The following is an 18,150-nucleotide window of genomic DNA, read 5'->3' on the forward strand; positions in this document are numbered from 1 at the left end:
ATTCATGCCTGCAACACCCATGCCGAAGGCGCAGCGCGAGCAAGGCCATGCGAGGGTCTTCGACCTCGGCCAACAGTCTTTGCGCGAGCTGAACCAGGCTCTGCACAATCTCGCCCCCGGCTCGAACGAGACGGCCTGGGAAGTGCTCAATCCGAAGGGCAGCCATTCCGTCGCCGTCGGCGTCGACCAGCCGGTCAGCATCGATGTGCGCGGCAGCGTCGGCTATTACTGCGCCGGCATGAATGACGGCGCGACGATCACCGTGCACGGCTCGGCCGGTCCCGGCGTCGGCGAGAACATGATGTCGGGCTCGATCGTCATCAAGGGCGATGCCAGCCAGTATGCCGGCGCCACCGGCCGCGGCGGCCTGCTGGTCATCGAGGGCAACGCCTCGTCGCGCTGCGGCATCTCGATGAAGGGCATCGACATCGTCGTGCGCGGCAATATCGGCCACATGTCAGCCTTCATGGCGCAGTCCGGCAATCTGGTGGTGCTGGGCGATGCTGGCGATGCCTTGGGCGACTCCATCTACGAGGCGCGGCTCTTCGTGCGCGGCAAGGTCGAGAGCCTCGGCGCCGACTGCATCGCCAAGGAGATGCGGCCCGAGCATATCGAACTCTTGCAGGGCCTGCTCGACCGCGCCGGCATCAGCGACGTGAAGCCATCGGAATTCAAGCGCTACGGCTCGGCGCGCAAGCTCTACAATTTCAACATCGACAACGCCGACGCGTATTGAGGACAGAAATGGCCTATCACAATCCTCCGACGACGCCGCGCAAATCCGCGACCTTCGACGACTACACGCTTTCCGAAATCCGCCGCGCGGCCGCGACCGGCATCTATGACATCCGCGGCGCCGGCGCGAAGCGCAAGGTTCCGCATTTCGACGACCTCCTGTTCCTCGGCGCCTCGATCTCGCGTTATCCGCTCGAAGGTTATCGCGAGCGCTGCGACACGAACGTGGTGCTGGGGTCGCGCCACGCCAAGAAGCCGATCGAGCTGAAGATCCCGATCACCATTGCCGGCATGAGCTTCGGCTCGCTCTCCGGCCCCGCCAAGGAGGCGCTCGGGCGCGGCGCCACGCTTTCCGGCACCTCGACCACGACGGGCGACGGCGGCATGACCGAGGAGGAGCGCGGTCATTCCAAGACGCTGGTCTATCAGTACCTGCCCTCGCGCTACGGCATGAACCCGCGCGACCTGCGCCGCGCCGACGCCATCGAGGTGGTCGTCGGCCAGGGCGCCAAGCCCGGCGGCGGCGGCATGCTGCTCGGACAAAAGATTTCCGATCGCGTCGCCGAGATGCGCACGCTGCCCAAGGGAATCGACCAGCGCTCGGCCTCGCGCCATCCCGACTGGACCGGGCCGGACGATCTCGAGATCAAGATCCTCGAACTGCGCGAGATCACCGACTGGGAAAAGCCGATCTATGTCAAGGTCGGCGGCGCCCGCCCCTATTACGACACCGCGCTCGCGGTGAAGGCCGGCGCCGACGTCGTCGTGGTCGACGGCATGCAGGGCGGCACGGCCGCGACCCAGGAAGTGTTCATCGAGAATGTCGGCCAGCCGACGCTTGCCTGCATCAGGCCGGCGGTGCAGGCGCTGCAGGACCTCGGCATGCACCGCAAGGTGCAGCTGATCGTCTCCGGCGGCATCCGCAACGGCGCCGATGTCGCCAAGGCGCTGGCGCTCGGCGTCGACGCGGTGTCGATCGGCACGGCGGCCCTCGTCGCGCTGGGCGACAACGATCCGCGCTGGGAGGCGGACTACAACGCACTCGGCACCACCGCTGGCGCCTATGACGACTGGCACGAAGGCAAGGACCCGGCCGGCATCACCACCCAGGACCCCGAATTGATGAAGCGGGTCGACCCGATCGCGGCCGGACGGCGGCTGGCGAACTACCTCAAGGTGATGACGCTGGAAGCGCAAACGATTGCCCGCGCCTGCGGCAAGAACAGCCTTCACAATCTCGAGCCCGAGGATCTCGTCGCGCTCTCGATCGAAGCCGCCGCCATGGCCGGCGTGCCTTTGGCCGGCACCAACTGGATACCGGGGAAGAACGGCTTCTAAGACAGACTTCCAAGACCACATAAGCGAGGAACTATAATGGGGAACGATCTCGCCGCATTCGCCAAGGAGAACGGCGTCAAATACTTCATGATCTCCTACACCGACCTGTTCAGCGGGCAGCGCGCCAAGCTGGTGCCGGCGCAGGCGATCGCCGACATGCAGAAGGACGGTGCGGGCTTCGCCGGTTTCGCGACCTGGCTCGACCTGACGCCGGCGCATCCGGACATGCTGGCGGTGCCGGACCCGGATTCGGTCATCCAATTGCCGTGGAAGAAAGACGTCGCCTGGGTGGCCGCCACCTGCGTGATGGACGACAAGCTCGTCGACCAGGCGCCGCGCAACACGCTGAAGCGGGTGATCGACGAAGCCGCCCGCGACGGCATGCATGTCAAGACCGGCGTCGAGGCCGAGTTCTTCCTGATCTCGCCCGACGGCAGCGCCATTTCCGACCAGTACGACACGGCCTCGAAGCCCTGCTATGACCAGCAGGCGGTGATGCGCCGCTATGACGTGATCGCCGAGATTTGCGACCACATGCTGGCGCTTGGTTGGGGCCCGTACCAGAACGATCATGAGGACGCCAACGGCCAGTTCGAGATGAACTGGACCTTCGATCACGCGCTGGCGACCGCGGACAAGCATTCCTTCTTCAAGTTCATGGTCAAGTCGATCGCGGAAAAGCACGGTCTGCGCGCGACGTTCATGCCCAAGCCCTTCCAGGGCCTTACCGGCAATGGCTGCCATGCGCATATCTCGGTGTGGGACGAGACCGGCAGGACCAATGTCTTTGCCGACAATTCGGAAGAGCTCGGCCTGTCCGCCAAGGGCAGGAACTTCCTCGGCGGCATCATGAAGCATGCCTCCGCGCTTGCCGCGATCACCAACCCGACGGTGAATTCCTACAAGCGCATCAACGCGCCGCGCACCATTTCGGGCGCGACCTGGGCGCCGAACACGGTGACCTGGACCGGCAACAACCGCACCCATATGGTGCGCGTGCCCGGACCCGGCCGTTTCGAATTGCGTCTGCCCGACGGCGCCGCCAATCCCTACCTCCTGCAGGCGGTGATCATCGCCGCCGGCCTCGACGGCATCCGCTCCAAGGCCGACCCCGGCAAGCGCTACGACATCGACATGTATCAGTTCGGGCATACGGTGACGGATGCGCCGAAACTGCCGCTCAACCTGCTCGACGCGCTGCGCGAGTTCGACAACGACAAATCGCTCAAGGCGGCGCTGGGTGAGGAATTTTCGTCGGCATACCTAAAGCTGAAGCAGCAGGAATGGAATTCCTATGCTTCGCACTTCACGCAGTGGGAGCGCGACCACACGCTGGATATCTGAAATCCAGCGTTGCGGGTGAGCGGCCTCGGAATGACGCAATGAAATATTCGATCTTCTCGCTCGCCCGCGCCGCTCTTTCCGGCCACAAGAACTGGCAGCCCACCTGGCGCGACGCGGCGCCCAAGGACCGCTACGACGTGGTCATCATCGGCGGCGGCGGGCACGGCCTCGCCACCGCCTGGTTCCTGGCCAGCGAGTTCGGCATCCGCAACGTCGCTGTGTTGGAAAAAGGCTGGATCGGCTCCGGCAATGCCGGTCGCAACACCACCATCATCCGCTCCAATTACGGCCTGCCCGGCAACACCGGCTTCTACGAATTGTCGATGAAGCTGTGGGAGCGGATGGAGCAGGACCTCAATTACAACGCGATGGTCAGCCAGCGCGGCGTCATCAACCTCTACCATTCCGACGCGCAGCGCGACGCCTTCGCCCGGCGCGGCAACACCATGCGCATCAACGGCATCGACGCCGAGTTGCTCGACCAGGCAGCGCTCAGGAAGATGCTGCCGTTCCTGAACTTCGACAACGCACGCTTCCCCGTGCAGGGCGGGCTGCTGCAGCGGCGCGGCGGCACGGCTCGGCATGACGCCGTGGTCTGGGGCTACGCGCATGCGGCGAGCGCGCTCGGCGTCGACATCATCCAAAATTGCGAGGTCACCGGCTTCACGCGCGACGCCAACGGCAAGGTGACCGGCGTCGAGACCTCGCGCGGCAAGATCGGCGCCGGCAAGGTCGGCATGGCGGTGGCGGGTTCTTCCTCGCGTGTCGCGGCGATGGCCGGGCTGCGGCTACCGATCGAAAGCCATGTGCTGCAGGCCTTCGTCTCCGAAGCCATCAAGCCGCTGATCCCCGGTGTCATGACGTTCGGCGCCGGGCATTTCTATGTCAGCCAGTCCGACAAGGGCGGGCTGGTCTTCGGCGGCGACATCGACGGCTACAATTCCTATGCCCAGCGTGGCAATCTGCCAGTGATGGAAGATGTCTGCGAAGGCGGCATGGCGCTGATCCCGATGATCGGCCGCGTGCGGCTGTTGCGCCAGTGGGGCGGCATCATGGACATGTCGATGGACGGCACGCCGATCATCGACAAGAGCCCGGTCGATGGCCTCTACATCAATGCCGGCTGGTGCTATGGCGGCTTCAAGGCGACGCCCGGCTCGGGTTTCGTCTTTGCCCATCTCATCGCCCGCGATCAATCGCACAAGGAGGCAGCCCGCTTCCGCCTCGACCGCTTCCAGCGCGGCGCCATGATCGACGAGAAGGGCCAGGGCGCCCAACCGAACCTCCATTAGGGATAAAGCATGACGTTCTCCAAGAACCGCTTCACACTTTTTGGCATCATGCTCTGAAGACCCAGCCATGCGCATAGTCTGTCCCTTCTGCGGCGAACGCGAACTCGGCGAGTTCACCTATCTCGGCGACGCCAAGCCGCAACGTCCCGCGGCCGATGCCGGCGAGGACGCGGTCTACGACTACGTCTATTTGCGCGACAACGTCGCCGGCCCGATGAGCGAGCACTGGTACCATGGCGGCGGCTGCCGGGCCTGGCTGAAGGTCACGCGCAACACGCTGACGCATGAGATTTCGGCCGTCGAGCCGGCGGCTGGCGCCGGCGCCGCCAAGGTTGGTGCGTGATGCGCGGCAATCAGGCAAACCGGCTGAACGATGGCGGTCTCATCGACCGCTCGGCACCGCTCAACTTCCGCTTCGACGGCAAGGCTTTCTCGGGCTTCGAGGGCGACACGCTTGCCTCCGCGCTGGTCGCCAACGGCGTCAAGCTCGTCGGCCGCTCGTTCAAATATCACCGTCCGCGCGGCATCCTGACCGCCGGCTCCGAAGAGCCCAACGCGCTGGTCGAACTGCGCAGCGGCGCCAGGCGCGAGCCGAACACCAAGGCGACGACGGCCGAGCTCTATGAGGGCCTCGAAGCCGCCAGCCAGAACCGCTGGCCGTCGCTCAATTTCGACGTCATGTCGGTCAACCAGCTGTTCGCGCCGATCTTCGTCGCCGGCTTCTACTACAAGACCTTCATGTGGCCGGCGAAGTTCTGGGAAGCGATCTACGAGCCGGCGATCCGCCGCGCCGCGGGCCTCGGCCGCGCGGCCGGCGTTCCCGATCCGGACCACTATGACAAGGCCTGGGCGCATTGCGACGTGGTGATCGCGGGTTCCGGCCCGGCTGGCCTGGCGGCTGCCCTTGCCGCGGGACGCAGCGGCGCGCGCGTCATCCTTTGCGAGGAGGATTTTGTCCTCGGCGGGCGCCTGCTCGCGGATGGCGGCACGATCGACGGATTGTCGGCCGCCGAATGGGTTGCGCGCACGGTCGCGGAACTTGAGGCATTGCCCGATGTGCGCATCATGACGCGCACGACTTTATTCGGTGTCTATGACGGCGGCACCTTTGGTGCGATCGAGCGCGTCAACGACCATCTGCCGGCGCCGCCTGAGCATCAGGTGCGCCAGCGCCTATGGCGGATCGTCGCCAAGCGCTGTGTCGTCGCGGCCGGCGCGATCGAACGTCCGATCGTCTTTGCCGGCAACGACACGCCCGGCGTTATGATGGCTTCGGCCATGCGCAGCTACATCAACCGCTACGCCGCCACGCCGGCGAGACGCATCGCGCTCTTCACCAACAACGAGGATGGCTGGCGGACAGCGGAAACGGCGATCGCCGCTGGCCTTCAGATCGCCGCCGTGATCGACGCGCGGCCGGACGTTTCGCCGGCTCATCGCTCGCTCGCCAGCAAGGGCGGCTTCCCCGTGCTGCACGGCTCCGTCAGCGGCGTCGATGGCGGCAAGGGCGGGGTGCGCAAGATTTCCGTCTCGCTGACCGGTGGCGCCCGCGCCGAGGTCGAGGCCGACGGCCTTGCCGTCTCGGGCGGCTGGAACCCGGCGGTCGGCCTCACCTCCTACCATCGCGGCCGGCCGAAATGGCGTGACGACATCGCTGCCTTCGTGCCGGACGGCGCGCCGCCCGGCATGGTGGCGGCGGGCGCTGCCAACGGCGCCTTCGGGCTTGGGGCGTGCCTACGCGAAGGGTTTGAGGCCGGCGCCACTGCTGCGCGCGATGCCGGACGCAGCGGCAGTACGGGCTCGATGCCGGCCGCAGATGACGCGGCTTTCTCGCTTGCGCCGCTCTGGCATGTCGCAGGCAAGGGCAAGGCCTTTGTCGACCAGCAACACGACGTCACCGCCTCCGATGTCGAATTGGCGCAGCGCGAGGGCTTTCAATCGGTCGAGCATCTGAAACGCTACACGACGCTCGGCATGGCGACCGACCAAGGCAAGACCTCGAATGTCACCGGTCTCGCCATCATGGCCGCCGTCAGCGGCAAGTCGATTCCGGAGACGGGCACGACGATCTACCGGCCGCCTTACGTGCCGGTCGCCATCGGCGCCTTCGCCGGCCACCACCGCGACGAAAATTTCCATGCGACCCGGCTGACGCCGTCGCATCACTGGGCCGCCGAACAGGGCGCGATCTTCGTCGACACGGGTCTCTGGAAACGCGCGCAATGGTATCCGCGCGCCGGCGAGAAGGACTGGCTGGAATCGGTAACCCGCGAGGTCAAGGCGGTGCGGAGCGGCGTCGGTTTCTGCGATGTCTCGACACTTGGCAAGATCGACGTGCATGGGCCCGATGCCGGCGCCTTCCTCGACCGCGTCTACATCAATGCTTTCTCCAGCCTCGCCGTCGGCAAGGCGCGCTACGGGCTGATGCTGCGCGAGGACGGCATCGTCTATGACGATGGCACGACCTCGCGTCTGGCCGAAGACCACTATTTCCTCACCACCACGACGGCCAAGGCCGGGCTGGTGATGCAACATTTGGAATTCTGCCGTCAGGTGCTGTTCCCCGAGCTCGACGTGCAGTTGACCTCGGTTTCGGACCAATGGGCACAGTTCTCGATCGCCGGGCCGAAGACCCGCGATCTCTTGAAGGAGATCGTCGATCCGGCCGAGGACTTATCGAACGAAGGCTTCCCGTTCATGGGCGCGCGYGAGGTCAAGCTGCGCGGCGGCCTAAAGGCAAGGCTGTTCCGCATCTCCTTTTCCGGCGAGATGGCGTTCGAGATTTCGGTGCCGGCGCGCTACGGCGAGGCGATGGCGCGCAATCTGATGATTGCGGGAAAACCGTTCGGCGTCACGCCTTACGGCACCGAAGCGCTCGGCGTGATGCGCATCGAAAAGGGCCATGTCGCCGGGCCGGAGCTCAACGGCACGACGACGGCGGCCGATCTCGGCCTCGGCAAGATGATGTCGACCAAGAAGGATTTCATCGGCCGCGTCATGGCCGGCCGCGAGGCGCTGGTGGCGCCGAACCGGCAGGTGGTCGTCGGCATCAAGCCGACCGACAAGGCGCGGCGCCTGCGCTCCGGCGCGCATATCATCCCGAAGGGCGAGACCCCCGGCCCCGACAACGACCAGGGCTATGTCACCTCGGTCTGCTTCTCGCCGGTGCTCGACCAGTGGATCGGGCTCGGCCTCGTCGAGCGCGGCCGCGAGCGCATCGGCGAGATCGTGCGCGCGCATGATCCGCTGCGCGGCGAGGACTACGATGTCGAGCTCTGCAATTCCGTCTTCTACGATCCGGATGGAGGGCGCCAGCGTGGCTGATTTTTCCTGGGACATCCGCAGCCCGCTCGACCGCGCGCTGGTCGCCGGCGCCTATGGGGCGCCCGGCGACGCCGGTGTGGCGCTGACCGAGATCCGCAATTTCGATCTCGTGCAGGTCATGGCGCGGCGCGGCAAGGCCGGCGAGATGATAGCGGCCGCGAAGGCGCGCTTCGGTGTTGCCGCGCCGGAGACGCCCAAGGCGACCGGCACGTCGGACGCGTCGCTGATCTGGTCGGGACCGGACCAGTTCCTTGTGCTGTCCAAGGGCGGCAAGCATTCAATCGAGGCGCTTGCCCCTGGCTTTGCCGGTTCGGCTTCGCTTTCCGACCAATCGCACGCGCGGGCGTTGATCAGCATCTCCGGCGATAAGGCCCGCGCCATGCTCGCCAAGCTGTCGTCGATCGATCTGCATGCCGATGCGTCCGCGGTCGGCGCGGCGGCGGCGACGTCGATGGATCACACGAGTGTCACGCTGTGGCGCGGCGTGGATCGCAACGGACAGGCGGTGTTCAACCTGCTGGTGTTCGCGACCTTCGCCGAGAGCCTGTGGCACACGATTCTGTATTCGGCCGCTGAGTATGGCGTGACGATCGGCCATTCCGAGGAACTGGCGTAGCCGCTGCGCCCTCTCCTTCTCCCCTTGTGGGAGAAGGTGGATCGGCGCGATAGCGCCGAGACGGATGAGGGGTGTTCCAGCGGAGTGAGACGCTGGCGAACTGGATAAGCGGCGCCGCCAAGCTGGAGCACACCTCATCCGTCGCCTTCGGCGACACCTTCTCCCACAAGGGGAGAAGGGGGAGCCAGAGCTTGCCAAACGCATTCCCCCTGCTATTCTCTCAGCGAAAATAATTTTACACACAGGCAAACTTGTTTCTCGCTCGGAGGAGGGTTTGAGATGAGCCAGTCGCCCTACCCCGCCGTCCTGTCCGGGCCGCCGCGTCCCAGCCTGATCCTGCGCCCCGGCGAGATCAGCCTGCCACCGGGCGTGGAACGCTATACCGTGCAGGGCAATGGCGCGGTGCTCATCGATGTCGAGGCCGGCGACAGCGTCAGCGTCGCCAATGTCGAGGGCGGGCAACCTTGCGAGCTGCTGGCCTGGGACACATCCGGCGCGACCGATCCCGGCATTTTCGGCGAGCGGTCGAACAGCAATGCCGCCGGCATCAAGACGCTGCTCGCCGAAGGCGACGACAGCCTCGCGGCGCTGCGTCTCAGCCTCGAGCGCCGCAAGGTTCAGCTCGACCAGCCGAAGGCCGTGCGCGTGTTCGGCGGCGCCACGCCGGCCGGCACCGAGCAGAGCTTTTCCGTGCAGCGCGACAGCGCGCTGCTGATCGCGGCACCGGGCGGACCGATGCTAGTGGACGGCCACAATACGGCGACGCCACTGACCGTCCTGGTGCGCCGCGCCACGATCCGGCTGAAGACAAGAGGGCAGCTTCCCGATCCGCTCGCCGATCCGGTGGTCGATCTTCGGGTGAAATCCGCGACCGCCGAATCCTATTTCGTCAAGGCCGGCGACTATCTGCAGATCATCGACGTCGACGGGCGGCAGTGCACCGACTTCCAGTGCTTTTCGGCGCGCAAGCTGGACAAGGGACGCGACCTGCCGCTGGACGTGACGACGACCCGCACGCTGATGGGCTCGGCCTATCCGATGCCCGGCCTGCATTCGAAATATTACGACCAGGACATGGAGCCGCTGGTCGAGGTTGTGCAGGACACGTGCGGCCGGCATGACGCCTTCGCGCTCGCCTGCGCCGCCAAATATTACGACGACATCGGTTATCCCGGCCACACCAACTGCTCGGAGAATTTCAACAAGGCGCTTTCCGACAAGGGCGTGACGTCCCGCGCCGGCTGGATGGCGATCAACTTCTTCTTCAACACGGCGATCGACGCGCACGGCGTGATGGTATCGGACGAGCCCTGGTCGCGGCCGGGCGACTATGTGCTCTTGCGCGCGCTGACCGACATCGTCTGCGTGTCCTCCGCCTGCCCGGACGACACCACGCCCGCCAATGGCTGGGACCTCACCGATATCCACGTGCGAACCTATTCCGGCCAGCACAAATTCTCGCGAGCGATCGCCAGACGCATGAAGCCCGACTCGGAACCGAAGATGACCCGCGAGACAGCCTTTCATTCGAGCTTTGCCAAGCACACGCGCGACTTCGTCGAATACAGGGGCTATTGGCTCGCCAATTCCTTCGCCAAGGAAGGACCGATCGCCGAATACTGGGCCTGCCGGCAGGACGCCGTGGTCATGGACCTGTCGCCGCTGCGCAAGTTCGAGGTCACCGGGCCGGATGCCGAAGCGCTGCTGCAATACACGCTGACCCGCGACGTCAAGAAGCTCGGCGTCGGCCAGGTCGTCTATACGGCGATGTGCTACGAGCATGGCGGCATGATCGACGACGGCACGCTGCTCAGGCTCGGCAAGGACAATTTTCGCTGGGTCGGCGGCGACGATCTTTCCGGCGAATGGCTGCGCGAGACGGCGAAAAAGCTTGGTCTCAACGTGCTGGTGCGCTCCTCCACCGACCAGATGCACAACATCGCCGTGCAGGGGCCGAAGAGCCGCGATATCTTGAAGGAAGTCGTGTGGACCTCGCCGGCGCAGCCTTCGATCGGCGAGCTCGAATGGTTCCGCTTCGCGGTCGCGCGCATCGGCGGCGGCAACGGCGTCCCGGTCGTGGTCTCGCGCACCGGCTATACGGGCGAGCTTGGCTACGAGATCTGGTGCCACCCGCGCGACGCCGAAAAAGTGTTCGACGCCATCTGGGAGGCCGGCCAGCCGCACGGGCTGAAGCCCATGGGCCTGCAGGCGCTCGACATGGTGCGCATCGAGGCGGGACTGATCTTCGCCGGTTACGAGTTCTCCGACCAGACCGATCCGTTCGAGGCCGGCATCGGCTTCACCGTGCCGCTCAAGACCAAGGCCGACGACTTCATCGGCCGCGACGCGCTGATCCGGCGCAAGGAACACCCGCAGCACAAGCTTGTCGGCCTCGACATCGACGCCAACATCCCGGTCGGCCATGGCGACTGCGTCCATGTCGGCCGCGCCCAGATCGGCGTCGTCACGTCGGGCATGCGCTCGCCGCTGCTCGGCAAGACCATCGCGCTGGCAAGGCTCGACGTCACCCATGCCGAGATCGGCACGGAGGTCGAGATCGGCAAGTTGGATGGCCACGCCAAGCGGCTGCCCGCGCGCGTCGTGGCCTTCGCGCATTACGATCCGCAGAAGACCAAGCCACGTTCCTGATAGCCGCAACCCTTGCCTTCTCCCCTCGCGGGAGAAGGCAAGAGCCAATGTTTCGCAAGCGTGATGTGCATGACATCCACAAAACGCTTGACGCGAAAGCGCGTCGGATCAATCTTCACTCTTAAGAAAAAAATACGACTGAGTGGAAACACGACAGTCGAACCATAGTGGCCGGGGAGCAAGCTTCGCAACAGCCGAAGCGTCGCCGGCGGGGAACAGAAAAAAGGGGAAGACAACCATATGAGCACGATAAGCACGGCCCTCGAGCAGCCTGCCGAAAGCAAGCTGCTCAGGCATATCGACTGGCGTGGCGCCTTCTGGGTGGCAAGCGGCGTTCCGGCACTGGTCCTGTTCTCGATCGGCGGCATTGCCGGCACGACCGGAAAGCTCGCCTTCCTGATCTGGACGGTGTCCATGATCATGGGCTTCCTGCAGTCCTTCACCTATGCGGAGATCGCCGGCCTGTTCCCGAACAAGTCGGGCGGCGCCTCGATCTACGGCGCCACGGCCTGGCTGCGCTACTCGAAATTCATCGCGCCGCTGTCGGTCTGGTGCAACTGGTTCGCCTGGACGCCGGTGCTGTCGCTCGGCTGCTCGATCGCCGCCGCTTATATCCTCAACGCGCTGGCGCCGGTGCCGATCTTCACCGAGACCTCGCCGGAAGTGGTCGCCTATATCGCCGCGCATGCCGGGACGGCGCCCGCCGACGCGATCGCCGCGGTGACCGCCGCCGCGACGCCGGCGATCCGCACATGGTCGCTGTGGGGTCACACGCTCGGTCCGGTGTCCTTCACCTTCAACGCGACCTTCTTCATCGGCGCCGTGCTGATGCTGGTCATCTTCTCGATCCAGCATCGCGGCATCCTCGGCACGGCCAATGTGCAGAAATATATCGGCCTCTTGGTTATCGTCCCGATGCTGATCGTCGGCGTCGTGCCGATCTTCACCGGCCAGATCGACTGGGCGAATTTCTCGCCGCTGGTGCCGCTGGCGGCCGCCTACGCACCCGACCCAGGCTCCTGGAACATTGCCGGCTGGACGCTGGCGCTCGGCGGCATGTTCATCGCCGCATGGTCGACCTACGGTTTCGAGACCGCCGTCTGCTACACGTCGGAATTCAAGAACCCCGGCACCGACACCTTCAAGGCGATCTTCTACTCCGGCCTGCTCTGCATGCTGCTCTTCATCCTGGTGCCCTTCACCTTCCAGGGCGTGCTGGGGCTCAACGGCATGCTGGCGACGCCGATCGTCGACGGCTCGGGCGTCGCCGACGCGCTGGCCGGCATGGTCGGCGGCGGCAAGCTGATCCACAGCCTGCTGGTCATGCTGATGATCCTGGCGCTGGTGCTCTGCATCATGACGGCGATGGCCGGCTCGTCACGCACGCTCTACCAGGGTTCGGTCGACGGCTGGCTGCCGCGCTATCTCAGCCATGTCAACGAGCACGGCGCGCCGACGCGGGCGATGTGGACCGACCTCTGCTTCAACCTGATCGTGCTGGCGATAGCCTCGGCCGACGCGACGAGCTTCTTCTTCATCCTCGCCGTGTCGAACTGCGGCTACATCATCTTCAATTTCCTCAACCTCAACGCCGGCTGGATCCATCGCATCGACAACGGCCACATCAACCGTCCTTGGAAGGCGCCGACCTGGCTGCTCGGCATCGGCGCCATCTTCGCCTATGTCAACGCGATCTTCATGGGCGCCGGCGCCAAGGTGTGGAACCCGATGGCGCTGTGGGCCGGCCTGATCACGGCCGCCTTGATCATTCCGGTGTTCTGCTTCCGTCACTACATCCAGGACGGCGGCAAATTCCCAGAGCACATGCTGGCCGACCTCGGCATGGCGGGAGCCGACCTCTCGGTCAAGAAGGCGGGCATGCTGCCTTACCTGACGCTGATTGCAGGCGTGGTGGTGATGCTGATCGCCAACTGGGTGTTCGTCATCTGACACGGCAACCTGAAAGGAAACGGGCGCGCTCCGGCGCGCCCGTTTCATTTGGATCAGCCCGCCTTGCGGACCGCCGCTTCTTCGAAGAACCGGTTCGGCGGCCGCTTCAGGCCGAGATTCTCGCGCAGCGTCGATCCTTCATACTCACGTCTGAATATCCCGCGCCGCTGCAGCTCGGGCACCACCTTTTCGGCGAAATCATCGAGCCCGGCGGGCAGATAGGGAAACATGACATTGAAGCCATCTGAGCCTTCGGTGAGCAGCCATTCCTCCATCTCGTCGGCAATGGACTTGGCGCTGCCGACGAAGGCCAGGCCCGAATAGCCGCCGAGCCGCTGGGCGAGCTGGCGAACAGTGAGGCTCTCTTTTCTCGCCAACTCGATGACGCGCTCGCGGCTGCTTTTCGAGGCATTGGTGTCCGGCACGTCCGGCAGCGGACCGTCGGGATCGAAGCCGGAGGCATCGTGGCCGAGCGCGATCGACAGCGAGGCGATGCCGCTCTCGTAGTAGACGAGGCTGTCGAGCTTGGCGCGTTTGGCTCGAGCCTCCTCGACGCTATCGCCGACGACCACAAAGGCTCCAGGCAGGATCTTGATATCGTCGCGCGAACGGCCGAGCTTTTCCGCACGGCCCTTCACGTCGGCAAGGAAGCGCTGGCCAGACGCCAGGTCGGGTGGCGCTGCGAAGATCACCTCGGCCGTCTCGGCGGCCAGCTGCCGTCCGGCCTCGGACGCGCCGGCTTGGACGATGACCGGCCAGCCCTGCACCGGCCGCGCGATGTTGAGCGGACCGCGTACCGACAGATGCTCGCCCTTGTGGTCGAGCACATGCAGTTTCGATGTATCGAAGTAGAGCCCGCTGTCCGCATCGCGGATGAAGGCGTCGTCGGCAAAACTGTCCCACAGCCCGGTAACGACATCGTAGAATTCGCGCGCCCGGTGGTAGCGCTGGTCATGCTCGACATGATCATCGAGACCGAAGTTAAGCGCCGCGTCCGGGTTGGAGGTCGTCACGATGTTCCAGCCGGCGCGGCCGCCGCTGATATGGTCGAGCGAGGCGAAGCGGCGGGCAATGTGATAGGGCGCGTCGAAGGTGGTCGATGCGGTCGCGACAAGGCCGATATGATCGGTGACGGCGGCGAGCGCCGACAGCAGCGTGAACGGCTCGAAGGATGTCACCGTGTGGCTGCGCCGCAGCGCCTCGATCGGCATGTTGAGCACGGCCAGGTGGTCGGCCATGAAGAAGGCGTCGAACTTCGCGGCCTCGAGCGTTTGCGCAAAACGCTTCAGATGCGCGAAGTTGAAATTGGCGTCGGGATAAGCGCCCGGATAGCGCCAGGCGCCGGTGTGAAGACTGACGGGGCGCATGAAGGCACCGAGTCGCAATTGCCGTTTTTCTGACATGGGGAATGATCCAGCGATGACGAGCGTTGCCGCTCCGGTATCGGCGCAGGATCGGCCCGCATCGCGCCGCTGAAAAGGAATTCTGTTTTACCGAAGCGTTGCCGCCGAGCATTTTCGCCCGGGCGGATCCTTGATGCAGATCATCCGCCGCCGGCTTTCGCCGGCGGCGGATGGTCCAGGTTGCCACGTCTATTTCTATTCAGCAGCCAGTGCCAGTTGCGGCCGTTCGATGCCTTTGGCCGGCTCGGGCGCCTCCTCGTCGGTCTTGGCCTTCTTCGGTGCGCGGCCGAAGAACAGGGCGTAGCCGGCCGGCAGCACCAGGATGGTGAGCACCGTGGCGACCAGGATGCCACCCATCATGGCGTAGGCGAGCGGTCCCCAGAAGACGGCGCGCGAGATCGGGATCAGCGCCAGCACGGCGGTGAGCGCGGTCAGCATGATCGGCCGGAAGCGGCGCACGGCGGCACCGACGATCGCCTCCGATCGCTCCATGCCGGCAGCGATATCCTGGTCTATCTGGTCGACCAGGATGATCGAGTTGCGCATGATGATGCCGAGCAGCGCGATGACGCCGAGGATGGCGACGAAGCCGAACGGCGCGCCGCTGATCAAGAGCGCCGCGGCGGCGCCGATGATGCCGAGCGGACCCGTAGCCAGCACCAGCATCGACTTGCCGAAATGCTGCAGTTGGACCATCAGCAGCACGACGATGATGGCGAGCATGATCGGCGCCTTGGCCGCGATCGAAGCCTGGCTCTCGGCCGAGTCCTCGGCACCGCCCTGGATCTCGATCTTGTAGCCGGGCGCAAGGCCGGCGCGCAGGTCCTTCATGTCGTTGTACATCTTGGTGACGACGTCGTTCGACTGCACGCCGTCCGGCAGCGTGGCACGCACGCTGATGGTCGGCAGGCGGTCGCGCCGCCATTCGATGCCCTGCTCCATGACAGGCACGACCTTGGCCACCTGCGAGAGCGGCACCGAGCCGCCGAAATCGGTCGGGATATAGACGGAGTCGACCGAGGACAAGAGATGACGCGTCGCCTCCGGCTCGCGGGCGACGATCGAGACCGTCTCCTCGCCGTCGCGGAAGTCGTCGAGCGGCGCGCCGGACATGGTGGCCTGCAGCATCTGGCGGATGCGCTGCGAGGTGACGCCAAGGGCGCGAGCACGATCCTGGTCGATCACCAGCTTCATCGCCGGCACCGGCTCCAGCCAGTCGTCATGGATGGCGCCGAGCAGCGGATTGGCCTGGAACCTCGCCTTCACCTCGTCGGCGATGCGGCGCACCTCCTGGCGGTCCGGGCCCATGATGCGCATCTGCACCGGCCAGCCGGTCGGCGGACCCAGGAAGAGGCGGTCGACCTTGCCGCGGATCGAGGGGAAGTCCTGCGCCAGGATCCTGCGCATCTTGACGATCAGCCGCTCGCGCGCCGGCTCGTCCTTGGCCATGACCAGGAGCTGGGCGAAGTTGGGATTGCGGAGCTGCTGGTCGAGCGGCAGGAAGAAGCGCGGCGCGCCTTCGCCGATATAGGTGGCGATGAAGCGCTTGTCGGGATCGTCCGCCATCCTGCCTTCGAACGCCTTGGCCTGCTTCTCGACCTCCTTGATCGAGGTGCCTTCCGGCAGCCAGAGATCGACCAGGATTTCCGGACGCGAGGATTGCGGGAAGAAGTTCTGCGGGATGAACTGGAAGGCCCACAGGCTGGTGGCGAAGGTGACCAGCGTCATCACCAGCACAATGATGCGGTGGCGCWCGGCCCAGGTGACCGTCGCGCGCAGCCGCCGGTAGAAGCTGGTGTCAAAGACATCATGATGGGTGCCGGCATGTTTGCGCTGCTTGAGGATCATGTAGCCGAGCCACGGCGTGAAATAGACCGCCACGAACCACGACACAACCAACGCGATGCCGACGACATAAAACAGCGTGCGCACATATTCGCCTGCTGTCGATGCGGCGAAGCCGACGGGGATGAAGCCCGCCGTGGTGATCAGCGTGCCGGTCAGCATCGGGAAGGCGGTCGAGGTGTAGGCGAAGCTCGCCGCCTCGATCTTGACCAGCCCCTCCTCGAGCTTTCGCTCCATCATCTCGACGACGATCATGGCGTCGTCGACCAACAGGCCGAGCGCAATGATCAAGGCGCCGAGCGAGATGCGCTGCAGGTCGATGCCGATCTCGTACATGATGGCGAAGGTGGCGGCGAGCACCAGCGGGATGGCGATGGCGATCACCAGGCCGGAGCGCCAGCCGATCGACAGGAAGGAGACGACGAGCACGATGAGCAGCGCTTCGCCGAGCGCCTCCATGAATTCGTTGACGGCATCCTTGACGACCTGAGGCTGGTCGGAGATCTGGTCGACCGAAACGCCATAGGGCAGCCCCGCCTCGAAGCGCTGGTAGGTCGCCTCGACATCCTTGCCGACATCCCTGACGTTGAAGCCCTTGGCCATGACGACGCCGAGCTGGACGCTCTCATGGCCGTTGAAGAGGTATTTGTTGTCGTAAGGATCCTGGAGACCGGAGGTGACGGTGGCGATATCGCCGAGGCGCGTCACCTGGTTGCCGGAGCGAAGCCTCAGTTCGCGGATGTCGGCGGCCCTGGTGACGTCGCCCTCGACCGAGATGCGCACCGAGCGCAGGCCGGTGTCAACGGAGCCCGCCGGATCGACGGCGTTCTGCCCTTTCACGGCGTTCTGCAGGTCGAGGATGGTCAGGCCACGCTCGGCCAACGCCTTGGACGAGACGTCGATATAGATCTTCTCCGGCTGGTCGCCGATGATGACTGCCTTCTCGACGCCAGGCGTCGTCAACAGCATGTCGCGCGCCTGGATGGCGAACTTCTTCAGCTCCGGATAGGTGAAGCCGTCGCCGCTGATCGAATGCAGCGTGATGAAAGTGTCGCCGAACTCGTCGTTGAAGTAGGGACCGAGCAGGCCTTGCGGCAATTCGTTGGAAATGTCGCCGACCTTCTTGCGCACCTGATAGAAGGCGTCCTTCACCTCCTCGGCATTGGTGTCGCCCTTGACCTGGAGCGTGATGATGGCGCTGCCGGCGCGCGTGTAGGAGCGCACGAAATCGAGATGCGGCGTCTCCTGCAGTTTGCGCTCGATCTTGTTGACGACCTGGTCTTCCATGTCCTGGATCGAGGCGCCGGGCCAGACCGCCTGCACCACCATGACACGGAAGGTGAAGTCCGGGTCTTCCTTCTGGCCCATGCGCATCAGGCCGAGCGCGCCGGCCAGGATGATCAGCCCGAACAGGAAGCGGGCGATGCTCGGATGTCCGATCGCCCAGCGCGAGAGGTTGAAGGGCCGCTTTTCAGTGCTGCTGTCCGTCGTGGTCATGGCACAAGTCCAGTCCAATTGGCCGGCAATGCACGCCTGGCATTGCCCGTGAATTCTCGGTCGGGTTTCCGGGCGGCGAGACCCTCAAGCGGAGAGATTCGCAAATCGCGCTGGACGCGGCACTGCTGCGGGGGAAGCCAACATGCCGGCATCTCAC

At 65.2% G+C, this 18,150-nt stretch carries 11 protein-coding genes; 9 read left to right on the forward strand and 2 right to left on the reverse strand.

Features of this window, described 5'->3' with window-relative positions; translation table 11 throughout:
- Window positions 1-4: 4 nt before the first annotated feature.
- The 9 genes from LCM4577_RS26275 (at window position 5) to LCM4577_RS26315 (ending at window position 13,248) form a co-directional block, all read left to right on the forward strand.
- Entirely contained in the window at window positions 5-736 is a 732-nt protein-coding gene (locus LCM4577_RS26275) for a GXGXG domain-containing protein (RefSeq protein ID WP_040990872.1), read from the forward strand.
- An 8-nt stretch (window positions 737-744) separates the two neighbouring features.
- Complete coding sequence (locus LCM4577_RS26280) at window positions 745-2,073, forward strand: FMN-binding glutamate synthase family protein (protein ID WP_071035393.1); 1,329 nt, start codon at window positions 745-747, stop codon at window positions 2,071-2,073.
- A 36-nt stretch (window positions 2,074-2,109) separates the two neighbouring features.
- On the forward strand, window positions 2,110-3,417 hold the full coding sequence (gene glnT / locus LCM4577_RS26285) for a type III glutamate--ammonia ligase (RefSeq protein ID WP_071074101.1): 1,308 nt from the start codon (window positions 2,110-2,112) through the stop codon (window positions 3,415-3,417).
- Window positions 3,418-3,455: 38 nt separating this feature from the next.
- A complete protein-coding gene (locus LCM4577_RS26290) occupies window positions 3,456-4,709 on the forward strand; it encodes a sarcosine oxidase subunit beta family protein (protein ID WP_071035391.1) in 1,254 nt (417 codons plus the stop codon).
- Window positions 4,710-4,776: 67 nt separating this feature from the next.
- Window positions 4,777-5,052 carry a sarcosine oxidase subunit delta gene (locus LCM4577_RS26295; RefSeq protein ID WP_041009024.1) on the forward strand — a complete coding sequence of 92 codons (276 nt, stop codon included), beginning with the start codon at window positions 4,777-4,779 and terminating at the stop codon, window positions 5,050-5,052.
- Entirely contained in the window at window positions 5,052-8,033 is a 2,982-nt protein-coding gene (locus LCM4577_RS26300; RefSeq protein WP_071074102.1) for a sarcosine oxidase subunit alpha, read from the forward strand. Before LCM4577_RS26295 ends, LCM4577_RS26300 begins: the two co-directional genes overlap by 1 nt.
- Window positions 8,026-8,649 carry a sarcosine oxidase subunit gamma gene (locus tag LCM4577_RS26305; protein ID WP_071074174.1) on the forward strand — a complete coding sequence of 208 codons (624 nt, stop codon included), beginning with the start codon at window positions 8,026-8,028 and terminating at the stop codon, window positions 8,647-8,649. The genes LCM4577_RS26300 and LCM4577_RS26305 overlap by 8 nt, the downstream gene beginning before the upstream one ends.
- A gap of 279 nt (window positions 8,650-8,928) precedes the next feature.
- Window positions 8,929-11,298, forward strand: coding sequence for a DUF1989 domain-containing protein (locus tag LCM4577_RS26310; RefSeq protein WP_071074103.1), 2,370 nt, complete (start codon window positions 8,929-8,931; stop codon window positions 11,296-11,298).
- A gap of 240 nt (window positions 11,299-11,538) precedes the next feature.
- On the forward strand, window positions 11,539-13,248 hold the full coding sequence (locus LCM4577_RS26315) for an APC family permease (RefSeq protein ID WP_040988552.1): 1,710 nt from the start codon (window positions 11,539-11,541) through the stop codon (window positions 13,246-13,248).
- Window positions 13,249-13,301: 53 nt separating this feature from the next.
- Here LCM4577_RS26315 and LCM4577_RS26320 read toward each other — a convergent pair whose 3' ends face one another.
- Entirely contained in the window at window positions 13,302-14,651 is a 1,350-nt protein-coding gene (locus LCM4577_RS26320) for an LLM class flavin-dependent oxidoreductase (RefSeq protein WP_071074104.1), read from the reverse strand.
- Window positions 14,652-14,846: 195 nt separating this feature from the next.
- A complete protein-coding gene (locus tag LCM4577_RS26325) occupies window positions 14,847-17,993 on the reverse strand; it encodes an efflux RND transporter permease subunit (RefSeq protein ID WP_071074105.1) in 3,147 nt (1,048 codons plus the stop codon).
- Window positions 17,994-18,150: the final 157 nt, after the last annotated feature.

Source organism: Mesorhizobium sp. LCM 4577 (genome assembly GCF_001854795.2).
Classification (GTDB): domain Bacteria; phylum Pseudomonadota; class Alphaproteobacteria; order Rhizobiales; family Rhizobiaceae; genus Mesorhizobium; species Mesorhizobium plurifarium.

What these genes read in the sequence shown, in the direction of transcription:
- LCM4577_RS26315 (WP_040988552.1), top strand. Translation starts at nt 11,539, where the DNA reads ATGAGCACGATAAGCACGGCCCTCGAGCAGCCTGCCGAAAGCAAGCTG.
- LCM4577_RS26275 (WP_040990872.1), top strand. Translation starts at nt 5, where the DNA reads ATGCCTGCAACACCCATGCCGAAGGCGCAGCGCGAGCAAGGCCATGCG.
- LCM4577_RS26320 (WP_071074104.1), bottom strand. Translation starts at nt 14,651, where the DNA reads ATGTCAGAAAAACGGCAATTGCGACTCGGTGCCTTCATGCGCCCCGTC.
- LCM4577_RS26280 (WP_071035393.1), top strand. Translation starts at nt 745, where the DNA reads ATGGCCTATCACAATCCTCCGACGACGCCGCGCAAATCCGCGACCTTC.
- LCM4577_RS26310 (WP_071074103.1), top strand. Translation starts at nt 8,929, where the DNA reads ATGAGCCAGTCGCCCTACCCCGCCGTCCTGTCCGGGCCGCCGCGTCCC.
- LCM4577_RS26290 (WP_071035391.1), top strand. Translation starts at nt 3,456, where the DNA reads ATGAAATATTCGATCTTCTCGCTCGCCCGCGCCGCTCTTTCCGGCCAC.
- glnT (WP_071074101.1), top strand. Translation starts at nt 2,110, where the DNA reads ATGGGGAACGATCTCGCCGCATTCGCCAAGGAGAACGGCGTCAAATAC.
- LCM4577_RS26295 (WP_041009024.1), top strand. Translation starts at nt 4,777, where the DNA reads ATGCGCATAGTCTGTCCCTTCTGCGGCGAACGCGAACTCGGCGAGTTC.